General features: G+C 72.7%; 20 protein-coding genes. 7 read left to right on the top strand and 13 right to left on the bottom strand.

The annotated features are described in order from the left end of the window. Nucleotides 1–34: 34 nt before the first annotated feature. Entirely contained in the window at nucleotides 35–583 is a 549-nt protein-coding gene (locus ACWDS7_RS05620; RefSeq protein ID WP_451928275.1) for a GNAT family N-acetyltransferase, read from the top strand. Nucleotides 584–912: 329 nt separating this feature from the next. Continuing rightward, nucleotides 913–1,596 (top strand): sulfotransferase family protein, encoded by a 684-nt coding sequence (locus tag ACWDS7_RS05615; protein WP_451928274.1) that lies wholly within the window; start codon nucleotides 913–915, stop codon nucleotides 1,594–1,596. A gap of 162 nt (nucleotides 1,597–1,758) precedes the next feature. Here ACWDS7_RS05615 and ACWDS7_RS05610 read toward each other — a convergent pair whose 3' ends face one another. The 9 genes from ACWDS7_RS05610 to ACWDS7_RS05570 all read right to left on the bottom strand — a co-directional run bounded on the left by ACWDS7_RS05610 (nucleotide 1,759) and on the right by ACWDS7_RS05570 (nucleotide 10,223). Continuing rightward, a complete protein-coding gene (locus ACWDS7_RS05610; protein ID WP_451928273.1) occupies nucleotides 1,759–2,286 on the bottom strand; it encodes an OsmC family protein in 528 nt (175 codons plus the stop codon). A 26-nt stretch (nucleotides 2,287–2,312) separates the two neighbouring features. Then, the gene (locus ACWDS7_RS05605; RefSeq protein WP_451928272.1) at nucleotides 2,313–2,939 is read right to left on the bottom strand and encodes a VOC family protein; all 627 of its coding nucleotides are present in this window, start codon (nucleotides 2,937–2,939) and stop codon (nucleotides 2,313–2,315) included. Continuing rightward, nucleotides 2,936–3,565: an alkylhydroperoxidase domain protein gene (locus ACWDS7_RS05600; RefSeq protein WP_451928271.1), complete on the bottom strand. Its 630-nt coding sequence runs from the start codon at nucleotides 3,563–3,565 to the stop codon at nucleotides 2,936–2,938. Before ACWDS7_RS05600 ends, ACWDS7_RS05605 begins: the two co-directional genes overlap by 4 nt. Then, on the bottom strand, nucleotides 3,562–4,161 hold the full coding sequence (locus ACWDS7_RS05595) for a CMD domain protein (protein ID WP_451928270.1): 600 nt from the start codon (nucleotides 4,159–4,161) through the stop codon (nucleotides 3,562–3,564). The genes ACWDS7_RS05600 and ACWDS7_RS05595 overlap by 4 nt, the downstream gene beginning before the upstream one ends. A gap of 72 nt (nucleotides 4,162–4,233) precedes the next feature. Further along, nucleotides 4,234–5,268 (bottom strand): putative FMN-dependent luciferase-like monooxygenase, encoded by a 1,035-nt coding sequence (locus ACWDS7_RS05590; protein ID WP_306865982.1) that lies wholly within the window; start codon nucleotides 5,266–5,268, stop codon nucleotides 4,234–4,236. Continuing rightward, nucleotides 5,265–6,869, bottom strand: a complete 1,605-nt coding sequence (locus tag ACWDS7_RS05585; RefSeq protein ID WP_451928269.1) for a dipeptide ABC transporter ATP-binding protein — start codon at nucleotides 6,867–6,869, stop codon at nucleotides 5,265–5,267. Before ACWDS7_RS05585 ends, ACWDS7_RS05590 begins: the two co-directional genes overlap by 4 nt. Continuing rightward, nucleotides 6,866–7,675, bottom strand: a complete 810-nt coding sequence (locus ACWDS7_RS05580; RefSeq protein WP_306865986.1) for an ABC transporter permease — start codon at nucleotides 7,673–7,675, stop codon at nucleotides 6,866–6,868. Before ACWDS7_RS05580 ends, ACWDS7_RS05585 begins: the two co-directional genes overlap by 4 nt. Beyond that, entirely contained in the window at nucleotides 7,672–8,616 is a 945-nt protein-coding gene (locus tag ACWDS7_RS05575) for an ABC transporter permease (RefSeq protein WP_451928268.1), read from the bottom strand. Before ACWDS7_RS05575 ends, ACWDS7_RS05580 begins: the two co-directional genes overlap by 4 nt. Further along, entirely contained in the window at nucleotides 8,613–10,223 is a 1,611-nt protein-coding gene (locus ACWDS7_RS05570; RefSeq protein WP_451928267.1) for a TIGR04028 family ABC transporter substrate-binding protein, read from the bottom strand. The genes ACWDS7_RS05575 and ACWDS7_RS05570 overlap by 4 nt, the downstream gene beginning before the upstream one ends. A gap of 675 nt (nucleotides 10,224–10,898) precedes the next feature. On the opposite strand from ACWDS7_RS05570, the gene ACWDS7_RS05565 reads away from it, so the two are divergent. Continuing rightward, complete coding sequence (locus tag ACWDS7_RS05565) at nucleotides 10,899–13,034, top strand: alpha/beta hydrolase-fold protein (RefSeq protein ID WP_451928266.1); 2,136 nt, start codon at nucleotides 10,899–10,901, stop codon at nucleotides 13,032–13,034. On the opposite strand, the gene ACWDS7_RS05560 is transcribed toward ACWDS7_RS05565, so the two are convergent. The 3 genes from ACWDS7_RS05560 to ACWDS7_RS05550 all read right to left on the bottom strand — a co-directional run bounded on the left by ACWDS7_RS05560 (nucleotide 12,950) and on the right by ACWDS7_RS05550 (nucleotide 16,300). Next, nucleotides 12,950–14,467, bottom strand: a complete 1,518-nt coding sequence (locus ACWDS7_RS05560) for a nitrilase-related carbon-nitrogen hydrolase (protein WP_451928265.1) — start codon at nucleotides 14,465–14,467, stop codon at nucleotides 12,950–12,952. The two genes, ACWDS7_RS05565 and ACWDS7_RS05560, sit on opposite strands and share 85 nt — an antisense overlap. A 73-nt stretch (nucleotides 14,468–14,540) precedes the next feature. After that, nucleotides 14,541–15,200 (bottom strand): response regulator, encoded by a 660-nt coding sequence (locus tag ACWDS7_RS05555; protein WP_306865999.1) that lies wholly within the window; start codon nucleotides 15,198–15,200, stop codon nucleotides 14,541–14,543. Between the two features lie 5 nt (nucleotides 15,201–15,205). Further along, the gene (locus ACWDS7_RS05550; RefSeq protein ID WP_451928264.1) at nucleotides 15,206–16,300 is read right to left on the bottom strand and encodes a sensor histidine kinase; all 1,095 of its coding nucleotides are present in this window, start codon (nucleotides 16,298–16,300) and stop codon (nucleotides 15,206–15,208) included. 351 nt (nucleotides 16,301–16,651) lie between these two features. Between ACWDS7_RS05550 and ACWDS7_RS05545 the strand changes: the two genes are divergently transcribed. The 4 genes from ACWDS7_RS05545 (at nucleotide 16,652) to ACWDS7_RS05530 (ending at nucleotide 19,583) form a co-directional block, all read left to right on the top strand. Next, the gene (locus tag ACWDS7_RS05545) at nucleotides 16,652–17,146 is read left to right on the top strand and encodes a DoxX family protein (protein ID WP_451928263.1); all 495 of its coding nucleotides are present in this window, start codon (nucleotides 16,652–16,654) and stop codon (nucleotides 17,144–17,146) included. Between the two features lie 226 nt (nucleotides 17,147–17,372). Further along, entirely contained in the window at nucleotides 17,373–17,819 is a 447-nt protein-coding gene (locus tag ACWDS7_RS05540) for a MarR family transcriptional regulator (RefSeq protein ID WP_451928262.1), read from the top strand. 40 nt (nucleotides 17,820–17,859) lie between these two features. Continuing rightward, a complete protein-coding gene (locus tag ACWDS7_RS05535) occupies nucleotides 17,860–19,092 on the top strand; it encodes an epoxide hydrolase family protein (protein WP_451928261.1) in 1,233 nt (410 codons plus the stop codon). Nucleotides 19,093–19,199: 107 nt separating this feature from the next. Then, nucleotides 19,200–19,583: a DUF1801 domain-containing protein gene (locus ACWDS7_RS05530; protein WP_451928260.1), complete on the top strand. Its 384-nt coding sequence runs from the start codon at nucleotides 19,200–19,202 to the stop codon at nucleotides 19,581–19,583. A gap of 135 nt (nucleotides 19,584–19,718) precedes the next feature. On the opposite strand, the gene ACWDS7_RS05525 is transcribed toward ACWDS7_RS05530, so the two are convergent. Then, entirely contained in the window at nucleotides 19,719–20,576 is an 858-nt protein-coding gene (locus ACWDS7_RS05525; RefSeq protein WP_451928259.1) for a hypothetical protein, read from the bottom strand. Nucleotides 20,577–20,909: the final 333 nt, after the last annotated feature.

Here is a 20,909-nt window from a genome sequence, read left to right as displayed (position 1 = left end):
GCGGGAGGCAGGGCCGCCTGTCTATCCTTCCGGCGTGAATCTCCGCACCGAGCAGGCAGCCGACCAGCAGGCCGTACGGCATGTCCACCTCCAGGCCTTCGGCGACCACGGGAAGGTGGTGGCCGAACTGGTGGATTCTCTGCGGGCGGCCGTCACCCCGCTCCAGGGACTCTCGCTTGTCGCGGAGCACGGGGGCGAGATCGTCGGCCACGTGATGTTCACCCGCGTCTGGCTCGACGCCCCTCGCCGCCTGGTGGAGGCGCAGTCGCTCAGCCCGCTCGCCGTGCTGCCCGGACACCAGGGGCAGGGCATCGGCTCCGCCCTGGTCCGCCGCGGCCTGGAGATCATGGCCGAGCAGGGGGTCCCCGTGGTGTTCCTGGAGGGCTCGCCCGCCTACTACGCGCGCTTCGGATTCGGCCCCGGCGCCGGGCTGGGCTTCCGCAGGCCCTCCCTCCGCATCCCCGAAGTCGCCTTCCAGGCGGTCCGCCTGCCCGCCTACGAGCCGTGGATGACCGGGACCATGGTCTACCCCGACACGTTCTGGCGGCACGACGCCGTCGGCCTGCGCGACCCCGACGCCTGAGGCCGGCCACCGGCCGTCGCGCCCCCGACGCTTAGGCCGGCCGCCGGCTGTCGTACCAGGGAGCGCGCCGCCGTCGCCGCTGTCCGTGCCGCGCCCCGGGGGCCGCGGCACGGGCTCCGGCCGGTGGGACGGCCGGGCCGGAAGGCGGTCGGCCAGGGGTCGGCGGTGCCGATGCCGTAGGAGCCGACGTCGCGCGCCTGGAGTTTCCATGTTCCAGTACCCCGTCGGGCCGTGGAGCCGGCGGCGGGGATGCCCTTGCCGGACCGGGCCGTCGGTGAAACATTGCCCGTGTAGCCATCAAGCACTTTCCGACCGACAAGGTAGGGATTATGCGGGTCATCGGGGCGGGCTTCGGCCGTACGGGAACACTCTCTCTCAAGGCGGCCCTGGAGCGGCTCGGCTTCGGGCCGTGCCATCACATGATGGAGGTGATGGGCAGGCCGGAGCAGATCCGCCGGTGGCTCGCCCTGGCCGAGGGGCGGCCGGTCGGCTGGGACGACCTGCTGGACGGCTACGACTCCTGCGTGGACTGGCCGTCCGCCGCCTACTGGCGCGAGCTCGCCGAGCACTACCCCGCGGCGAAGGTCGTCCTCACCGTGCGGGACCCCGAGCGCTGGCTGGACAGCATGAACGCCACCATCTTCAAGCAGCGCGACCGGGGCGCCACGCTCTCCGGCAGGGCGGCGCTGGGGCTTTCGGCCCTGCTGGGCACCGACTTCGCCGCGTTCGCCAAGATGACCCGCCTGACGGTCGAGAAGCGGGTCTTCGGCGGCCACGGCAGCGACCCCGGACACGCGCTGAAGACCTTCCAGGCGCACGTCGAGGAGGTCAAGGCGGTGATCCCGGCCGACCGGCTGCTCGTCTTCGAGGTCCGCCAGGGGTGGGAGCCGCTGTGCGGGTTCCTCGGGGTCCCGGTGCCCGACGAGCCCTTCCCGCGGGTCAACGACACCGCGAACTTCGCGAGGAACGCCCGCCGGCACATCGGCCCCATGCTCCTGCGGCGCAGCCGATAGGCCACCCGCCCGGGAGATCGACGGCCGGCCGGGACGTCCCACGGCCGCTGAACCGGCGCGCCCCACGGCCCGCCGGCCGGGACGCCCGCGGGCGGTGAACCGGCGCGTTCCGCGGGCGGGCGGCCGGGGCGCCCCGGCCGCATCCGGTCGCTCCCGCGGCGCTCAGCGGGGCGCCGCGTCGACCCGGGTCACCGAGCCGCTGATCTCCTGCGGGTTGCGGATCAGGTTGAGGATGGGGCACACCCGTTCCACCTCGGCGTGCAGCCGCGCCAGCTCCTCGTCGGAGGCGGGCGAGGAGAGCTGCACCTCGTAGCGGAAGTTCTGCGGATACACCGGGATGTCCGTGCTGTCCGGCTGCTGGGCGCGGGGATCGTACTCGGCCTGCACGTCGACCGCGAGCGAGTCGATGGGGACGTCCAGCTCGGCCGCCTTGATCAGGAAGATGTGCGTCACACAGCTCCCCAGCACGCCGGCCTGCAGCTCCGGGGACCCGGGCCCGAGGTCGTACCCGGCGAAGTCCGGGCCGCTGTCGCTGATGATCTGGAAGTCCCGGATCCGGATGCGCCGTACCCCGCTGCGGCCCTCGGCCGTGACGTGGGCGCGCAGCGGCACCGGGCCGGCCCCGGGCGCCGCCCGCCGGGCCAGCAGCGCCGCGCGCTTGTGGGACAGGTATTCGCGGAGAGTGCTCATGGTCTGCTTTCTCGGGGCGGATGGGTTCAGCGCAGCGTCAGCGGGCCGCGCGGGGTGTCGAGCCGCGCCTGCAACGTCGCCGCGGGCCCGGCGGTCACGTCGAGGCTGACGCCGAGCGCGGCCAGGTCCCGCCGCACGGCGGCCGGGTCGGGATGCGTCGCGGTGAAGGAGACGAGACCGAGCTGCGGCAGGCCGGACGCGGCGGGGTGCGGCGTACGGCCCCAGTCGATGAGGAAGGGCACCAGCCCGTCCGCCGCCGGCTCCGCCCGGCGGGTGAGCCGCCAGGCCAGCAGGGTGCCGTCCGGGGTGAGCCGGGACAGCGGCTGCACCTCGCCCGGGTCGTACCCGTGCTCGCGCGCCTGCCGTACGGTCTCCTCGATGCCGTCCGGGTGCACGGCCCAGGCCGCGAGCCGGGCCTCGGTGAGGGTCTCCAGGCCGAAGGCGCGGGGCCGCCCGGCGGGGTCCGCCGCCGGGTCCGGGCCGATGATCTCCAGGTAGGAGTCCGGGCCGAGGCCGACGAGGTAGTTGGCGGTCCCGCCGGGGTGGCTGCCCCCGGCGGCCGGGGTGACCCCGGTGCGTGCCGCGAACTCGGCGACCCCGGCCAGGAGGTCGGGCACCGCGTAGACGAGATGGTCCAGGTGTGGATCGGTCACTGTTCCGCCTTCCTGCCGGCCCGTGGCGCGGGCGAGGTGGGTTCTCCCAGCGAGAGCATGAGCCGGTTGGCCCAGTTGAAGAACGCGGCCGCGTGGAGCGCGTCGCTGATGGCGAGGTCGTCGAGGCCGGCTGCGCGGAGCGCGTCGAGGTGCTCCGCGGTGAGTCCGCCCGGGGTCTCCGCCAGTGCCACCGAGGCGTCGATGACGGCGCGCCAGCGCGCCTCCTGGGGGGCGTCGACCCCGTCGTCCAGCAGGCGCTGCACGTCGTCGGGGCGCTTGGAGTGGTGCGAGGCGAACCGGGCGTGCACCGAGGCGCAGAAGACGCAGCCGTTGTGGCGCGAGGTCGCGGCGGCGGCGAGTTCGCGCTCCGCGCGGGGCAGCCCGGCGTCGGTGTTGTAGAAGATGTCGTTGTCGGTCTCCGTGCGCGCCCGCAGGATCTCCGGATCGCGGGCGAGCAGCAGGAAGTACGGCGACGCGGCGCGCCTGCGGTCGACGAGCGCCTCCCAGTGGCGCTCGCTCAGCTCCTCCTCGGTGAGCGGCGCCAGCCACGGCACCCAGCCGAGCTCCTCCTGCGTGAAGGCGTGCGGGCGGTCGATGTCGGGGTGCTGGAGCACGGCGTCGGTCATGGCTTCGGTCCCTTCCGGGCGGTGTCGAGCAGCCGCAGGCCCGCGATCACGCGCACCTGGAAGCTGAGGAAGGCGACGAGCTGCGAGAGCGTCACGATCGCCGAGGTGCTCCAGCCGGCGTCGACGAGCTGCCGCAGCGCCTGGGGGCTGGACTCGCGCGGACGGAACACCAGCAGGTGCGCGTGTTCGAGGGCCGCGGCGAGCCGGCCGCCCAGCGCGGCGTGGTCGCGCACCCGGTAGTCGAGACCCTCGACGCTCTCGGCGGCCAGAGGGCCCCCGGCGGGGTAGGCGCCGTAGGGACCGGTGGTCCGGGCGGCCTCGACCTCCCGCGCGACCGCGGCCGGCAGCTCCGCCGAGTGCTCGGCGAGCCGGTCGGCGTAGAAGCGCGCGACCACGGCGTCCCGGTGGAGCCCGGTCACGAACGCCGCGACCGCGTGGCGCTCGGCCTGGGTGACCTCACCGGGGGAGTCCGGGGAGAAGAGCGCGAGGTAGCTGCGCTGGGCGTTCTCGCGGGCGGCCGGCCGCCGGCCGCGCAGGTGGTCGACGGGGGAGCCCGGCGCGATGCCGGCCAGGCGGTCGATGATGTCGGTGCTCATGTCCTGCTCGGTCCGGTCGGGGTGGTGTGGGGGTTCATGTCCTGCTCGGTCCGGTCGGGGTGGTGTGGGGGTTCATGTCCTGCTCGGTTCGGTCTGGATGGCGGTGGTGGGATGCGGCGCCCAGCCGAGCGCGGGCGCGACCTCGGTCGCGAGCAGCTCGATGGAGCGGAGGATGAGCGGATGCGGCGGGTCGACCGAGTGCACCTGGAAGACCAGATCGGTCACCCGGTCGAGCGTCGGGTCGGCGCCGAGGCCCGCGATGACCTCCTGCGGCGTCCCCAGATGGACGTCGAAGGCGGGGATGAGCTCGTCGAGCCCGCCGTCGGGCACCGGGAAACCCGCCGCCCTGAACTGGCGGGCGGCGCGGGCCAGCCCGATCTCGGCGTGGCGCAGCGCCTCCGCGCGGCTGTCGGCCACGAAGGCCGTCCGCGAGGCCATGACCCGCGGCGTCGCCCCGGACGGCAGGTTCTCGTAGTAGGCGTCCACGATGGGCCGCTGGATCTCCGCGAGCGTCGCGTGCGGAGCGTCCTCGGGGCGCGGCTGGGTGCGCGAGAGCATGAGGCCGTTGCCTGCCCGGCCGGCGCGGGCCCCGCCGCTCACCGAGAAGGTCGCCTCCCAGACGGCGCCGGGAAGGCGCGGTGCCGGCGGGTAGAGCCTGCTGCCCCCGCCGAGGGCACGCCCCGACCAGGCGTCGAGGAGCACCGCGAGATGTTCGGCGTAGGTGGCCGAACGGGCCGCGCTGTCCTGTCCGAAGGCGGCGAACGACGACGGCGTGCCGCCGCTGCCCACCCCCACCTCCAGCCGGCCGCCCGAGAGCAGGTCGAGCACGGCCGTGTCCTCGGCGACGCGGACCGGATTCTCCAGGGGCAGCGTGATGATGCCGGTGCCGAGGCGGATGCGGCTGGTCCGCGCCGCCACGTCGGCGAGGAACACCAGCGGCGCCGGCAGCCCTCCCTCGGCCTCGTCGAAGTGGTGCTGGGCCACCCAGGCCGTGTCGAACCCGACGGCCTCGGCGTGCCTGATCTGCTCGGCGGCGAGCCGGTAGCGCTCACCGGCCGGCACGTCGTCGAGCAGGCGGGTGAAGAAACCGAGCCGGCGGCCGATCATCGTGCCGCCTCCGCGGTCGCGCCCGGGATGGCCGCCAGCAGCTCGCGGGTGTAGTCGTGCCGCGGGCCGGTGAAGACCTGTCGCGTGTTTCCGGATTCCACAATGCGTCCTTTGTTCATGACCGACACGGTGTGCGAGATCTGCCGCACCACGGACAGGTCGTGAGAGATGAACAGGTAGGTGAGCCCGAGGTCGCGCTGGAGCGCTCCGAGCAGGTCGAGGATCTGCGCCTGCACGCTCACGTCGAGCGCGGAGACCGCCTCGTCGAGCACGACCACCTCCGGGTCGACGGCCAGCGCGCGGGCGATGGCCACGCGCTGCCGCTGGCCGCCGGACAGCTCCCGCGGCCTGCGGGTGAGCACGCTCGACGGCAGGGCGACCCGGTCGAGGAGGTCGCGCACCCGGATGCCGCGCGAGGCCCGGTCGCCGATCCGGAAGTTGCGCAGCGGCTCCTCCACGATCTCGGCGACCGGCTGCCGCGGGTCGAGCGAGCCGGTCGGGTTCTGGTAGACGAGCTGGACGCGGCGGCGGAGCCCGCGCAGCGCGTCGCCGCGCAGGCCGGCCGTCTCGATCCCGCCGACCGTCACCGAGCCGGAGGTGGGGTCGGCGAACCGCACGACCATGCGGGCCGTGGTCGTCTTGCCGGACCCCGACTCCCCGACGAGCGCGTGCGTCGTGCCGCGCGGCACCTCGAACGACACCCCGTCGACCGCGCGGAAGGGCCGTCCCCGGACGCGGAACTCCTTGACCAGGTCGCGGACGACGACGGCGGCCTCCCGGGGGGAGGTCTCCGGGGGTGGGGCCCGGAACTCCCGCACCGACAGCGCGGGGGCGTCGCTCAGCAACCGTCTCGTGTATCCGGCCTCCGGGGCCGCTGTCACGGCCTCCGTCGCGCCCTGCTCCTCGATCCGCCCGTCCTTCATGACGATGAGCCGGTCCGACCGGTCCGCCGCGACACCGAGGTCGTGGGTCACCAGCAGCACCGCCGTGCCGGACTCCGCGCGGAGCCCGTCGATGAGGTCGAGGATGCGCCGCTGCACGGTGGCGTCCAGCGCGCTCGTCGGCTCGTCGGCGATGATGAGCCGCGGTTCGAGCGCGATGGCGATGGCGATGAGCACCCGCTGGCGCATGCCGCCGGACAGCTCGTGCGGGAACTGCCGGGCGCGCGTCTCCGGATCGGACAGCCCGACGCGGGCGAGCAGCTCGACGACCCGGCGCGAGATCGCCCGCCGGTCGCCGCGCCGGTGGATGCGCAGGGCCTCACCGATCTGGGCGCCGACGGTCTTGACCGGGTTCAGGGAGTTGGACGGATCCTGCGGGATCAGCCCGATCTGGACGCCCCGCACCGACTCCAGCCGGCGCGACGGCCAGCCGGCGATGTCCGTGCCGTCCAGCAGGATCTGCCCGGCGTCGACGGACCCGTTCGGCGGCAGCAGCCCGAGGATCGCGTGCGCCGTGGTCGACTTGCCGGACCCGGACTCGCCGACGACCGCCACCACCTCACCGGGTTCGACGGTGAAGGAGATCCCCTCGACCGCCTGGAGCGCGCGCCGGCCGGTCCGGTAGGAGACCGCGAGGTCGCGTACGTCGAGCAGGCTCATGGGTTCTCCCGTCCCATCGATCGGCTGATCCGGCTGGCGGCGAGCACCACCGACACCACGACGGCGCCCGGCAGCGAGGTCAGCCACCAGGAGGTCGCCAGATAGTTGCGCCCCTCCGAGACGAGCAGTCCCCACTCAGGGGTGGGCGGCTCGGCGCCGTAGCCGAGGAACCCGAGGGTGGAGATGGCCAGGATCGCGGTGCCGAACTGCAGGGCGGCGAGCGCGATGACGGGGCCGAGCGAGTTGGGCAGCACGTGGCGTCCCAGGACGGCCGCGAACCGGCCGCCGCTGCCGAACGCGGCCTCGACGTAGTCGGTCCGCCGGACCCGGACGACCTCCGAGCGGACCAGGCGGGCGAAGGCCGCGACCGAGCCGACGCCCACCGCGATCGCGACGTTGACGGTGCCGGGCCCGAGCAGGATGATCATGGTGAGGGCGAGGAGCAGGCCCGGCACCGAGAGCAGCACGTCGATCCCGCGCATGATGAGCGCGTCGAGCACGCCGCCCGTCGACCCGGCGAGCAGGCCGAGCAGCGTGCCCAGCACCAGGCCGACCCCGACCGCGACGGACGCCCCGGACAGGGAGTGGACGGCCCCGTACACCACGCGGGTGAACAGGTCGCGGCCCACGGCGTCGGTGCCGAACAGGTGGTCCGGGCCGGGGCCCCGCAGTTTCTCCGCCGGGACGCCCGCGATCGGGTCGTCCGCGGTGAACAGTCCGGGTACGACGGCCCAGAGCACGACGACGGCGATCACGAGCCAGGCGAGCACCAGGCCCACGTCCGGGCGGCGGGACGCGATCCTCATGCGGCCGCACCGACCTTCGCCTTGAGCCGCGGGTCGAGCACCGGGAAGAGCAGGTCGACCACCAGGTTGACCAGCACGAAGACGGCGGTCGCGAGCACGACGACGGCCAGCATCACCGGCGTGTCCTGCGCGTTGACCGCCTGCTCGGTGAGGCGGCCGACGCCGTTGCGGCCGAAGACCGTCTCGGTGACGACCGACCCGGCGATGAGCTCGCCGAAGGTCAGGCCGGCGATCGTCAGCGTCGGCGGCAGCGCGTTGCGCGCCACGTGCCGCCACAGGATCCACCGGCGCGAGGCCCCCTTGGCCGCGACGACCGGGACGAACGGCTGGCTCTGGACCTGGTCGAGGCTGCGGGCCAGCACCTGCGCGATCGGCGCCGAGATCGGTACGGCCAGGGTCAGGACCGGCAGGATGAGCTGCTGCACCCCGTCGCCCCCGATGACCGGCACCAGCTTGAGCCGGAAGGAGAACACCTGGATCAGGAGGATGCCGAGCCAGAAGGCGGGGATCGAGACGCACAGCGACGGTACGGCCAGCAGCGCGCCGCGGACCCAGGCCAGCCGGGTGTGGCTCGCGGCGAACGCGATCAGCACGGCGATCAGCACGGCCAGGGTGAACCCGGCGGTGGCCAGCTCGGCCGTCTCCGGCAGCGCCTCGGCCAGCCGCTCGACCACCGGAGTGCCCGTGTCGACGGAGTAGCCGAAGCCGCCGCGCAGGAAGCCGAGCATCGTGTGCAGGTAGCCGGTGATCGCGGGCGCGTCGTCGCCGTAGTAGGCGCGGATCTCGGCGATCTGCGCGGGGGACAGGCCCAGCTCGGGGTTCTGGAACTTGATCAGGATCGAGTCGCCCGGCAGGATCTGCAGCAGCACGTAGCTGGCGGTGAAGGCGGCCCACAGCACCAGGACCGCCTGTCCTGTCCGCAGCAGGAGATATCTGGTCATCGGCCTGTCTGATCCGACAGCCAGACCGAGTAGAAGACCGGCCGGGCGACCGCCTCGAAGGTGACGCCCCGCACGTACGGCGCGGCGCCGTACACCTGCGGCTCCTCGAACAGCGGGATCGCGTAGCCCTGGTCGACCACGTAGCGCTGGATCTCGGCGACCTTCGCGTTGCGCGCGGTCTTGTCGGCGGCCGCGGACTCCTGCTCCAGCAGGCGGTCCAGCTTGGGGTCGTCGGAGAGGATGACGTCGCGGTTCTTGGTGTGGAAGTGGCTCTTGATCACGTCCTGGTCGGCACGGCCGACCATGGAGTGCGCGATGGCCGTCTTCTCCGCGTTCTTGATGTCCACCGCCTGCGTGCCGGCGTCGGCGGGCCGGATCTCCAGCTTCACGCCGATCTTGGCCCACTGCTGGGCGACCAGTTCGAGCGTCTGCTTCGACAGCGGCTGCGGGCCGGAGACGAAGACGCCCAGCGTCAGCTCCCGCCCGTCCTTCTGGCGGACGCCGCCGGCGCCGCGGGCCCAGCCGGCCTCCTCCAGCAGCGCGTTGGCCCTGTCCGGGTCGTAGGCCAGCTTCCCGGACAGGTCGGCGTAGCCCTGCGCCAGATGGCTGAGCACGGAGGTCGCGACCGGGTAGCCCGGGGTGAACAGGGTGTCCACGACCTCCTTGGCGTCGGTGCCGGCCTGCAGCGCCCTGCGGACCTTGACGTCACTCAGGATGCTGTTGGCCGGCCGCAGGTAGAGGCCGTTGTTGACGCCCCGGGTCGGTTCCGCGTAGACGGTGAAACCGGCGTTCTTCACCGTCTCCTCGTCGTACGCCTGCACGTAGCGCACATAGTCGGCCTGCCCGGAGGTCAGCGCGCCGACACGCACGTTGTCCTCCGGCGTCACGATCATCTTGACCGCGTCGAGGTAGGCGCGCCCCTGGTGCGCCGAGGACGCCGGCGCCCAGTTGTAGTCCTTGCGGACGGCCAGGTCGATCTCCTTGTCGACGACCTGGCGGGCCACGGTGAACGGCCCGGAGCCGACGATGTTCTTGAGCTGGCACTGCTCCTCGTAGGGGCGCGAGATCGTCGACTTGGCCACGAGGCCGGCGCCGATGACCGAGGTGCCCTGGAGGAAGCCGGGGGAGGGCTGCTTGAAGAAGAACTTCACGGTGCGCGGGTCGACGACCTGGCTGCGGTCGTAGTTGTTCACGAACTCGGCCGGCGGCAGCTTCAGGTCCGGGTCGCCGAGGCCGTAGACGTCGAAGTTCGCGGCGACGGCCGACGCGTCGAGCGGGCTGCCGTCACTGAAGGTCACGCCCTCGCGGAGGTGGAAGGTGTATTCGGTGGCGTCGGCGTTGACCTCCCAGGAGGTGGCGATCCACGGCTCGATCTCCAGCGTTTTGGGGTTCTGCCAGGTGAGCTTGTCGGTGAGCTGGTTGAGCAAGCCGCCGTTCGGGTAGAAGCCCGCGGCCGGCAGGTAGAGGCAGGTCGGTGCCTGGTGCTCCAGGTATGTCAGCGTGCCCCCGTACACCGGTCCGCCGGAGGCCTTCGCGCCGCTGGGCGAGCTCTCCCCGCCGCAGGCGCCGAGGAGCCCCACGGCGGCGAGCACGGCGGCGCTCGCCATCGCTGTGGACCGCAGTCTGGATGATGGCATGGGGTTATCGCCCTTCATGAGCAGGAGACCTTTGTGAACGGGGGCGGGCGGTCGGCCGTACGGCACCGCCACGCAGCGGACGGCGGTGCCGGGGACGCGAGGGGAGGGGGATCGGAGGCGGGAGCGAGAAGAGAAGCGGCAAGACAGGCAACAAGAGAAGGGGAGCGAGAAGAGGAGAGGGGCGCGGCGGCAGCGGACGGCCGGCGGCCTGCCGGACTCCGGGACCCGCGGGGCCTCAGCTACAGGAGGAGCCCCGACAGCTCGTGGTGCGGCGGCGCCGCATGCTGGTGTCGTCCCGCGCCGGGAGCGGACGCGCTCTGCGCTCCGCCGCCATGCGGTGGTTGGTGCTGCCGGTCATAAAAACCACAATATCCTACCTGAAGAGTAGGAAAAAGCCTGTCCGCATGTTGAGACATCGCAGGTCAACTGCCATGGAGTGCACGCAGGCCGTTTCAAGGTGGGATCAGCAAGTAGCGCGGACGGGCTGTTTCCGGGACCGGGAGGCGGTGCGGGCCGGCTGGGTCGCGGGCGCCCCTATTGACACGGCCGGAGCGGGCCCAAGACACTCGCCGGAAACGAGCTCAAGGTCCGCGTATCCGGACCGGCTTGTTGTAAACGTTTACAGCACTATCGAGGAGTGACCCGATGGCCGTTACGCGATGGCGCGGGCTCGGTGTCCTGACGGCCCTGGCCCTCGTCGCCCTGCTGGCCGTGCCCGGTCAGGCGCAGGTCGGCAAGGAGCGGGCGGGCACGATCACCGAGGGCTCCGCGTACTCCGCCGCGATGGGCGGGCCCATCCCGTACAACGTCTACCTGCCCTACGGCTACGGCGACGGCGCGCGGCGCTACCCGGTGCTCTACCTGCTGCACGGCAGGGGCGACACGATGCAGGCGTGGACCCGGGTCAAGGGCACGCTGGACCAGCTGATCCGGGACGGGCGGATCCCCGCCCTCATCGCGGTCATGCCGGACGCGCCCTGGAGCGGGCGCGGCAGCTGGTACGTGGACTCCCGGTACACCGGCGCCGACGAGCCCGGCCGGCCGGTGGAGACCGCGCTGACCCGTGACCTGGTGGGCCACGTCGACTCCACCTACCGCACCGCGCCGATCCGCGGCGCGCGGATGGTCGGCGGCTACTCCATGGGCGGCTACGGCGCGCTGCGCCTCACCCTGGCCCACCCGGACCTCTTCGGCGGCGCGCTCGTCCTCAGCCCCGCCGTCTACACGCCGCTGCCGCCGGCCGACTCCTCGGCCCGCGACCACGGCGCGTTCGGCCTCGGCGAGGAGAAGTTCGTCGACGAGGTGTATCGCAAGCTCAACTACCCCGATCTGCTGACCGGCACGGACCCCGAGCTGCCCGTGCGGCTGTTCGTCGCGGTGGGCGACGACGAGTACGCCAACCCGCGGCCCGCCGACGCCCGCCACGACCTCGACTTCGAGTCCGAAGCGCTCTACAACGCGGCACGGCGGGCGCCGGGCGTCTCGGCGCAGATGCGCATCCTGGACGGCGGCCACGACTGGAGCGTCTGGGCGCCCGCCTTCGAGCAGGGCATGGCCGACCTCGGACCCGCGCTGAGCGTCGTCCCGCCGACCGGCCTGCCCGCGCCGCTGTACGGCACCGCCGGCACCGACTGGGCGGGCGGCGTCGCGGCGCAGGCCGACGGCTCGGTGACCCTGGGGCTGGCGGCCGGCGGTCCCGTCGACGGGCAGCCGCACGCGGGCAAGCTGGACGCGGTCCTGATCCGCCGGGGCCCGGACGGCGCCACGCGGTGGACGAGACAGCTCGGCACCGCCTCCGACGAGCGCCTGTACGGCGTCGCGGCCCTGCCCGACGGCGGTGTGCTGGCCGCCGGCTACACCAAGGGTGACCTGGACGGCCGCCATCCCGGCAACACCACCGACGACGCGTTCGTGGCGCGGCTGGACGCCGACGGCGCCGTCCGGTGGCTGACCCAGTTCGGCGCGGCCGGCACCGCCGACCGCGTCTACGGGCTCGCCGCCGCCCCGGACGGCGGCGCGTACCTGGCCGGCTACACCAAGGGCGCGCTCGTCGGCCCGAACAGCGGTGACAAGGACGCCATCCTGGTCCGGGTCGCCGCCGACGGGCAGATCGCCTGGACCCGCCAGCTCGGCGGCGCCGGTGAGGACAAGGCCAACGGCGTGGCCGCCGACGGCGCCGGCGTCTCCGTGGTCGGCAGCGCCACGGCGGGACTGCCCGGCGCGCCGGCGCTCGGCGGGCTGGACGGCTGGATCGCCAGGTACGGCACCGACGGCACCCCGCAGTGGGTGTCCGCCGAGGGCGGCGCCGGCGACGACCGGCTCGCCGCGGTGACGGTCACCACGGACGGGCTCACGGTGGCCACCGGCGAGAGCGGCGGCGACCTCCTGGCCGTGGCCTACACCTCCGGCAAGCGGCGCAAGTGGCGCACGGCCGTCGCCACGCCGGCCCCGGACGCCGGCGCCGCCGTGGTCGCGCTGCCCGGCGGCGCCGTCGAGGTGATCGGCTACACCCGCGGCCGGATCGGGGTGGTGGCGGGCGGCGCCGACGTACTGGCCGTACGCCTGTCGGCCGGCGGCGTGCGGCAGGCGGCCGCCCAGTTCGGCACGGCGCGCGACGACGGCGTCGACCCGTTCGCCGAGCCGGACCTGTACGCGACGTCGGCCCCGGCGGGGAAGGTGCTGGTGGCCGGGCTGACCTACGGCGCACCCACCGGCGGCGCCGCGCTCGGCAACGGCGACCTGTTCCTGGCCGCCGTCGACCCCGCCACCGGCCTGCCGTGACCTGAGGACGGGGTGGCCGGGCGGCGCAGCAGGGTGCCGAGCAGGAGCAGGAGCAGTACGGCGCAGCTCCAGGCGGCCCAGTCACCCCATCTGGCGTATAGGGTCGGCGCGGCCGGCGCGGGGAGGGCGGCGGTGACCGACGCGAACGGCGTGTCCGCGGTCGGGGCCTCGGCCACGATCCGGCCCTGGGGGTCGCTGAGGACCAGCAGGCCGGCGCGGGGCGCGCGGGCCACGCTGAGGCCGCTCTCGACCCCGCGGGTGACCGCCATCCGGCTGTGCAGCCACCCGTCACGGTCGAAGTCCCAGGCGGGTGCGTACAGGGCGGTGGCGCCCCGGTTGCGGTAGTCGCGGACCAGGCCGGGGTAGTCCAGGTCCTTGCAGATGATCAGGCCCCACGGCTTGCCGGGGACGAAGGCCGGCCGGGTGCCGGTGCGCAGCCCGTCCTCCAGGCCCGGGATGAGGTGGTGTTTGACGTACTCGACCGGCGCGCCGCCGCCCGCGGGGAAGTCGAGCGCCACGTTGTACAGCTCTCCGCCACGGGACACGACCAGCCCGGCGATGACGTCGACCCGGTGCCTGGCGGTGATCGCGGACAGCGGAGCGGCCAGGGTCCGCAGGTCCGCGCCGTCGGCGAGGAACGTCTTCTCCGGAGTGACCACGACGCGCGCCCCCGCCGCCGCGAGGGCCTCGATGCGGGCCGTGTAGCGCCGGACCAGGTCGCGGCCCTGCGGCGTGCCGAGCTTGATCAAATCGTTCGGGTGGTCGGTCGCCAGCAGCGCCACGGTGTCCCGCTGCGCGGGGGGCGGGGTGCGCAGCTGCCAGCCGCCGTACCCCAGCGACACCGCGAGGACCGAGCCGAGGACGGCCACGAGGCGCAGCCGTCCGGCCGCGGCCGGGGCGAGCAGCGCGGCGATCCCCGACGGTACGGCCATGAGGAGGAACGTGATGCCCCAGACGCCGGCGGCCGAGGCCGTCTGCAGCACGGGCAGGACGTCGGCCTGGGTGTAGGCCAGGCTCGACCACGCGCCGTGCGGTGTGATCACCGACAGGGCGTACTCCACCGTGACCCAGGCCGCGGGGACGACGAGGGCCGCCGACAGCGGGCGGCCGCGCGACGTCAGGGCGCGGAAGGCGACCGACGCCAGCCCGAACAGCGACGCCGTCCCCACGAAGGAGACCGCCACCACCGGCAGCGGTAGCTCGATCGTGTTCAGCGCGTAGTCCCACAGCGGCGCCGTGCCGCCCAGCCACGCGGTGGTCCCGGCGGCGAAAGCCGTGCCCGCGCCGACTCGGGGCGCGAGTGCCAGCACCGGCAGCGGGGCGAGCCAGGTGCACCACGGCACGGGGTGCAGTCCGCTGCCGAAGCAGAACAGAAGCGCCGACAGCGCGGCCGCCGCGATCGCGGCGGCGGATCTCCAGGTCTTCGAGTGCATGCTCCGATGCTCCGCCTGACGCGGGCGGCGGGGCATCGCCGCCGCGATCGATCCGGCGGATCACCCGTGCGGACTACGCGCCGGGCACGACGAGGCCCGCCTCGTAGGCGAAGACGACGGCCTGCACCCGGTCGCGCAGGTCGAGCTTGGTGAGGATGCGGCTGATGTGTGTTTTGACGGTGTGCTCGCTGACGACCAGCTCGGCGGCGATCTCGGCGTTGGACCTGCCGGCCGCCACCAGCCGCAGTGTCTCGATCTCGCGCTCGGTCAGCGCCCCGAGCCGGCCGGCCAGCCGCGGCGCCACGCCGTGGCCGGGCCGCCGGACCAGGTCCTGGACCAGCCGCCTGGTGATCGTCGGAGCCAGCAGGGACTCTCCGGCGGCGACCACGCGCACGGCGTGGGCCAGCTCGTCACGGCGGATGTCCTTGAGGATGAAGCCGCTCGCCCCGGCCCGCAGCGCGTCGTAGACGTATTCGTCCAGGTCGAACATCGTCAGCACCAGCACTTTCGCGGACGTCGTCGCGCAGATGCGCCCGGTCGCCTCCACCCCGTCCATGACCGGCATCTGGATGTCCATGAGCACGACGTCCGGCTGGAGCTCCGCCGCCGCCGCGACGGCCGCGAGGCCGTCGGCCGCCTCGCCGACGACCGTGATGTCCGGCTGGGCGTCGAGGATCAGGGAGAAGCCGCCGCGGAACAGGTCCTGGTCGTCGACGATGAGGACGCGCAGCATGGGCTTCATCTAACCGGAAGCACTGCGGACACGACGAATCCCCCGGGGCCCGGCCCGGCGTGCAGGGTCCCGCCGCAGGCCGCCGCCCGCTCCCGCATGCCGGTCAGCCCGTGGCCGTCCCCGGTGCCCCCGGCGCCGCCGCCGTCGTCGGCGATCACGACCTCCAGTGACGCCCGCGTCCAGGTCAGCCGGACCCGTACGGCACCCGCGTCCGAGTGGCGCAGCACGTTCGTCAGCGCCTCCTGGACGATCCGGTAGGCGGCGACGTCGACCTCGGCGGAGATCCGGCGCGGCTCACCCTCGCGGGCCAGCGTCACCTTCAGCCCGGTCCGCCCGGTCCGCTCGACGAGCTCGGGCAGGGAGTCGACCCCCGGGCGCGGCCCCCTGCCCGCGTCCTCTCCCGAGCGCAGCGTGCCGAGCAGGTCGCGCAGCTGTACCAGCGCTCCGCGGCCGATCTCGCCGATCGCGTCGAAGGCCGCCTCGGCGCGCGCCGGGTCCGAGCGCATCGCCACGGGTCCCGCCTCGGCCTGCACCACCATGAGGCCGACGGAGTGGGTCACGATGTCGTGCATGTCGCGCGCGATGCGGGTGCGCTCCCGCGCGGCCGCCGCGTCGCGCTCCTGGGCGAGCCTGCGGGCGCGCTCCTCCAGCTCGGCGGCCTGCGCGCGACGGGCGCGGGCACCGGTCCCCAGGGCGTAGGCGGCGACGAGCGCCGTGACCAGGAAGCGGTAGGTCTCCGGCCCCTCCTGCGGCAGGACGAGGGAGAGGGCCGCGATCAGCCCGGCGACCGGGATCGTCAGCAGGCGCTGCCGGGGCGTGCCCAGCGCCGCGATGGTGTAGAGGCTCACCATCGGCCCGTACGGCAGCAGTGGCTTCTCCCACATCACCATCGCGCTCATGGCCAGTGCGACCACCAGCCCTGTCGCCATCGGAGCCCTGCGCCGCCACAGGATGGGCACCGAGGCGAGCACGGCCAGCGCCACGACCCACCACGCGCGCGGTGCGGGCAGCAGCAGGGGGACGACGGTCGCCGCGGTGACGGCCACGGTGATGGCGAGGTCGATCCGGGCCGGCGGCGACTCCCGCAGCCACTGCGCCACTGTGGGACTCCTGACGTCGGTCCGCCGGCCCCGCGGCCGGTTGGTCCGCCGAGCCTACGACGGCGCCGCGGTGCGCGCGTCAGCCGCCGGAGGGATCACCGGCGTCACTCCCGGGAGTGAGCCCGCGGGCCTGACAGGGGTCGCGGAAAATCGTCACGCGGACCGTTTACTGTTAGGAAAGTTTCCTTTATATTTTTGGCAACCTCCCAGCAAAGGAGTGCCGCGCCGCCCGGTCGGGCGCTGACAGACCTCGCCGATCTGCGTCCCGCCACGTCGGCGTGGTCACGTGACCCGGATGTCGCCCGGACCGGACGGTTGTCAATCACAGGAGCTCATGCCCGAAGGAGATCGATGAATCACGACCAGGTCCGTGGCGCCGTGCTGTCGTTGTTCCGAGCCGTGATCGGACTGCTGTTCGCCTGCCATGGGGCGGCGAGTCTGTTCGGCGTCCTCGGTGGTCCGAACGGCGGCAGGCCGCCGGAGTTCGGGGCGTGGCCGGGATGGTGGGCGGCGGTGATCGAATTCGGCGGCGGGAGCCTCGTGCTGCTCGGCCTGGCCACCCGCGTCGCCGCGCTGCTCTGCTCCGGGACGATGGCCTACGCCTACTTCGTCGTCCATCAGCCGAAAGGGCTGTTCCCGATCGTCAACGGAGGCGAGCCCGCGGCGCTGTTCGCCTGGTCGTTCCTGATGCTGGCCGTGCTCGGCGGCGGCCCCTGGTCGCTGGACGCGCTCACCGCCCAGCGCCGGAACCGGGCCGCGGGCCGGGCCGCGGCACTCCCGGAAGAGCGGCCCGGAGTGGCCGTCATCCGCCGGATGCCGAAGGCGCGCCTGCGCCGCAGCCCCTGACCTCGGAGGGGGCCTGAGGTCCCGCCGGATCCGGTTCCCGGCCCGGTGGGGACGGGCGTTCCGCGGAGGGCGTCGACCGGATCCGGCTCACCGGCCGTCGCCGCGGTGACACGGACCTCGGCGCAGGGGCCGTACGAGAAGTTCGAGGGGGCCTCCTCGTGCGGCGCCGCCCGGCAGGCGTGGAGTTGCATAAGCAACTTAAATAAGTTGGTGATACATTTCGATCATGGCACCACACAGCCGGCAGGATCTCGACGCCGAAGCCCTGGCCGCCGTGCTGGGAAGGTTCACCCGGGGCTCCATCCGGCTCCCCGCGGCCGAGAAGCACAGCTTCACCACGCTGTCGGTCCTGCACACGCTGGTCCACAGAGGCCCCATGCGGCTGACCGCGCTGAAGGTGACCGAGCAGATCACCCAGCCCGCCATCACCCAACTCGTCAGCCGGCTGGAACGCGACGGACTGGTGGAGCGCCGTCCGGACCCCGAAGACCGCCGCGCCGTACTCGTCCAGGTGACGCCGGCCGGTGCGCAGATCATCCAGACCCGGCACCAGGACCGCGTCCGCCGGTTCTCCCAGCTGGCCGAAGCCCTGACCTCCGAGGAACGGCACGCCATCGGCGCCGCCCTGCCCGCGCTGGCACGGATGGCCGCGCTCATGGACGTCGAGCGCTGATCCGCGGCGCGGCCGCCTCTCATATCCCGGAAGGAACCTCATGTCAGCCACAGCGCGCTTTCCGCTGGAGCCCGCGCCCATTCACGTCCCCGACACCGTGCTGGACGACCTCAAGGCCCGGCTGCGGCTCACGAGGTGGCCCGACGACGCGGGCAACGACGACGGCTACTACGGCGTCAGCCGGGGCTACCTCCAGGAACTCGCCGACTACTGGCTCGATCACTACGACTGGCGCAAGGCCGAAGCCGCGATCAACGCCTACGAGCACTACCGGGTGAGCGTCCAGGGCGTTCCGGTCCACTTCATGCGTAGGCCCGGCGTCGGTCCCGAGCCCACGCCGCTCATCCTCACGCACGGCTGGCCATGGACCTTCTGGCACTGGTCGAAGGTCGTCGACCCCCTCGCCGACCCCGCCGCCTTCGGCGGCGACCCGGCCGACGCGTTCGACGTCATCGTCCCCTCCCTGCCCGGCTTCGGCTTCTCCACCCCGCTGCCGGGCCACCCCGACATGAACTTCTGGAAGGTCGCCGACCTCTGGCACACCTTGATGACCGGCATCCTCGGTCACCGGAAGTACGCCGCCGGCGGATGCGACATCGGCGCTCTGGTCACCGGCCAGCTCGGTCACAAGTACGCCGGCGAACTGCACGGCATCCACATCGGCTCCGGCCAGAAGCTCACCTTCTTCAACGGCGACCGGGCCTGGGACTTCAGCGGCGGCCGGCCGATCCCCGAGGGCCTGCCCGAGCCCGTGCGCCGGCGGTCCGTCTCCCTGGACCGGCGCTTCGCCGCTCACCTGGCCGTCCACGTCCTCGACCCCAGCACCCTCGCCTACGGGCTCGCCGACTCACCGGTCGGCCTGCTCGCCTGGATCCTTGAGCGCTGGGCCGGCTGGAGCGACAACCACGGCGACGTGGAGAACGTCTTCTCCAAGGACGACCTCCTCACCCACGCCATGATCTTCTGGGTGAACAACGCCATCGGGACCTCGGTGCGCTACTACGCCAACGCCAACCGTTACCCCTGGGCCCCCTCCCACGACCGGCGGCCGGTCATCGAGGCCCCCACCGGCATCACCTTCGTCGGCTACGAGAACCCGCCCGGCGTCACCACCGCCGAGCAGCGGATCCAGAGCTGGCTCTCCAGCGACCGCGCCGACTGGTACAACCACGTCAACCTCACCACCCACGAGAGTGGCGGCCACTTCATCCCATGGGAGATCCCCGACGGCTGGGTCGACGACCTGCGTCGCACCTTCCGCGGCCGGCGCTGAACCACACCGCCGGAGATCGCCGCCGGAGCTGGACCACGCCGCCGGAGCCCCCGACAGCCGCCGCATGCGGCATCATGATCTTTGACGTTGCATGGGAGGAACGGCAGATGCAGAACAGATCTGGCGATGTCGACCGCTTCATGGCGGCCCTCGATCACCCGTTGAAGGCGGGTGTCGAACAGCTCAGATCGGCGATCTTGGCGTCGAACAGCGACATTTCCGAGCATGTGAAATGGAACGCCCCGAGCTTCCGCCATGACGGGGAGGACCGGGTGACCTTCCGGCTCCAGCCGGGGGACCGGCTGCAACTCGTCTTCCACCGTGGGGCGAAGGTCCGGGCCGACGGCGCCGAGTTCGCCTTCCAGGATCCAACGGGTCTGATGACGTGGCTCGCGCCTGACCGTGCTGTCGTCACGCTCCCGGACCTGGAAGCCGTCCGGTCCCAGCAGGTGGCGGTGGTGTCCTTGGTGAACCAGTGGGTCCGGGCGTAGCGGCGGGGTAGGGCGGCTCACCGGGCGCCTTCCGACGGCCGGCGGGAACGGCGGAGCCCTTCCACCGGCGCGGGTGGAAGGGCTCCGGGCCACATGCTCCGGGTCACACCCGTGGAAGGGCCCTGGGCCAGGGGGTCAGCCCGGAGGGAAGTTGCCGTTCTTGGCGACCGGCAGGGCCAGCTGGCTGGCGCCGCTGAGAACGGCCTGCTCGATCGGGAGTCCGGCGAGGACGGGGTTGATGTGCCGCAGCGTCAGCGAGACCGTGGGCAGGGCCGGGGTGGCGAGGTCGAACTTCTCCAGGTCGATCCACCGGACGATGTTGAACACCTCGCTCGGGATGTTGTCGCCGGCCTTCTGCACCGGGACGCACAGCTGGCGGGCGTAGAGGACCTGCGCGCCGTGCGTGGGGATCATCGGGGTCAGGACGGGGTTGAGCTGGCGCAGGGACAGCTGCTGGTTCAACGGGGTGTTGGGTGTGATGCCGTAGCACTTGAGGTCGATGTGGCGGACGAGCGACAGCACCTCGGGGGGTGGGGCCACGTTGTTCTTGATGACCGGCACGCACAGTTGCTGCGGGGTGTTCATGGAGATCTGCGTGCGCGGCAGGGTCTGGAACAGCGGGTTGAGGTGGCTGAGCACGAGGCCCGTGGTCACCGTGGTGCCGGAGATCTTGTAGCAGGCCAGGTCGACGTACTTGATGAAGTCGATCGCGGGCGACGGCGGGACCTGGGTGTTCTTGGCGACCGGCACGCACAGCTGCTCACGCTGGCCGAGGGTGACGGTCTCGATCGGCAGGGTGCTGAGCACGGGGTTGATGTGCCGTAGCGTGAGCGTGGTGGCCGGAGGCTGGTACGGGCTGGTCCTGAAGCATTCAAGATCGAGGAAGGCGGTCAGATCCTTCGGCGTCGGCAGCGCGAGGGCGCTGGCGGGCGGCACGCAGAGGAACGCCACGGCGAGCATCGCGACGGCGGCGGATGCGAGGCGCCGGAGCATCGATTTTCTACGCCCGTGAATTTCAGTTACGGCTCGGTCCATTGTGGCTCCAAAATTTGGGGCAGGCCTCCTTGTCACCGAGTGTGTGCCGCCGCGGCCGGACTTACAATATCGCTGACCATTTTTGTCGTACTCGAAATTCGGGTCGGCGGGCCGGGGAGTTGTTAACGGGCATAAAAGCGTTATTGGTTCGCTGAAAATCGGAGTGCGGCGGCTCCGCCACCGGCTGGAGGTTCACCAAACCCGGGGGGAGACGTCAGCCGGGCCCGGCGGAAAGGAGAGCGGGCCGCCATTCATCCCCCTTTTGCGGCCCTCCTGAAATATTGCATAGAG

Source organism: Streptosporangium sp. NPDC003464 (assembly GCF_053588315.1).
Note: the sequence above shows the minus strand (reverse complement) of the source record. Positions and strands in the feature narration are given on the sequence as shown.

Bases quoted from the DNA above. Each gene is read 5' to 3' on its own strand.
- ACWDS7_RS05615 (WP_451928274.1), top strand. From the start codon at position 913: ATGCGGGTCATCGGGGCGGGCTTCGGCCGTACGGGAACACTCTCTCTC.
- ACWDS7_RS05610 (WP_451928273.1), bottom strand. From the start codon at position 2,286: ATGAGCACTCTCCGCGAATACCTGTCCCACAAGCGCGCGGCGCTGCTG.
- ACWDS7_RS05600 (WP_451928271.1), bottom strand. From the start codon at position 3,565: ATGACCGACGCCGTGCTCCAGCACCCCGACATCGACCGCCCGCACGCC.
- ACWDS7_RS05595 (WP_451928270.1), bottom strand. From the start codon at position 4,161: ATGAGCACCGACATCATCGACCGCCTGGCCGGCATCGCGCCGGGCTCC.
- ACWDS7_RS05590 (WP_306865982.1), bottom strand. From the start codon at position 5,268: ATGATCGGCCGCCGGCTCGGTTTCTTCACCCGCCTGCTCGACGACGTG.
- ACWDS7_RS05585 (WP_451928269.1), bottom strand. From the start codon at position 6,869: ATGAGCCTGCTCGACGTACGCGACCTCGCGGTCTCCTACCGGACCGGC.
- ACWDS7_RS05580 (WP_306865986.1), bottom strand. From the start codon at position 7,675: ATGAGGATCGCGTCCCGCCGCCCGGACGTGGGCCTGGTGCTCGCCTGG.
- ACWDS7_RS05575 (WP_451928268.1), bottom strand. From the start codon at position 8,616: ATGACCAGATATCTCCTGCTGCGGACAGGACAGGCGGTCCTGGTGCTG.
- ACWDS7_RS05570 (WP_451928267.1), bottom strand. From the start codon at position 10,223: ATGGCGAGCGCCGCCGTGCTCGCCGCCGTGGGGCTCCTCGGCGCCTGC.
- ACWDS7_RS05565 (WP_451928266.1), top strand. From the start codon at position 10,899: ATGGCCGTTACGCGATGGCGCGGGCTCGGTGTCCTGACGGCCCTGGCC.
- ACWDS7_RS05560 (WP_451928265.1), bottom strand. From the start codon at position 14,467: ATGCACTCGAAGACCTGGAGATCCGCCGCCGCGATCGCGGCGGCCGCG.
- ACWDS7_RS05555 (WP_306865999.1), bottom strand. From the start codon at position 15,200: ATGCTGCGCGTCCTCATCGTCGACGACCAGGACCTGTTCCGCGGCGGC.
- ACWDS7_RS05545 (WP_451928263.1), top strand. From the start codon at position 16,652: ATGAATCACGACCAGGTCCGTGGCGCCGTGCTGTCGTTGTTCCGAGCC.
- ACWDS7_RS05540 (WP_451928262.1), top strand. From the start codon at position 17,373: ATGGCACCACACAGCCGGCAGGATCTCGACGCCGAAGCCCTGGCCGCC.
- ACWDS7_RS05535 (WP_451928261.1), top strand. From the start codon at position 17,860: ATGTCAGCCACAGCGCGCTTTCCGCTGGAGCCCGCGCCCATTCACGTC.
- ACWDS7_RS05530 (WP_451928260.1), top strand. From the start codon at position 19,200: ATGCAGAACAGATCTGGCGATGTCGACCGCTTCATGGCGGCCCTCGAT.
- ACWDS7_RS05525 (WP_451928259.1), bottom strand. From the start codon at position 20,576: ATGCTCCGGCGCCTCGCATCCGCCGCCGTCGCGATGCTCGCCGTGGCG.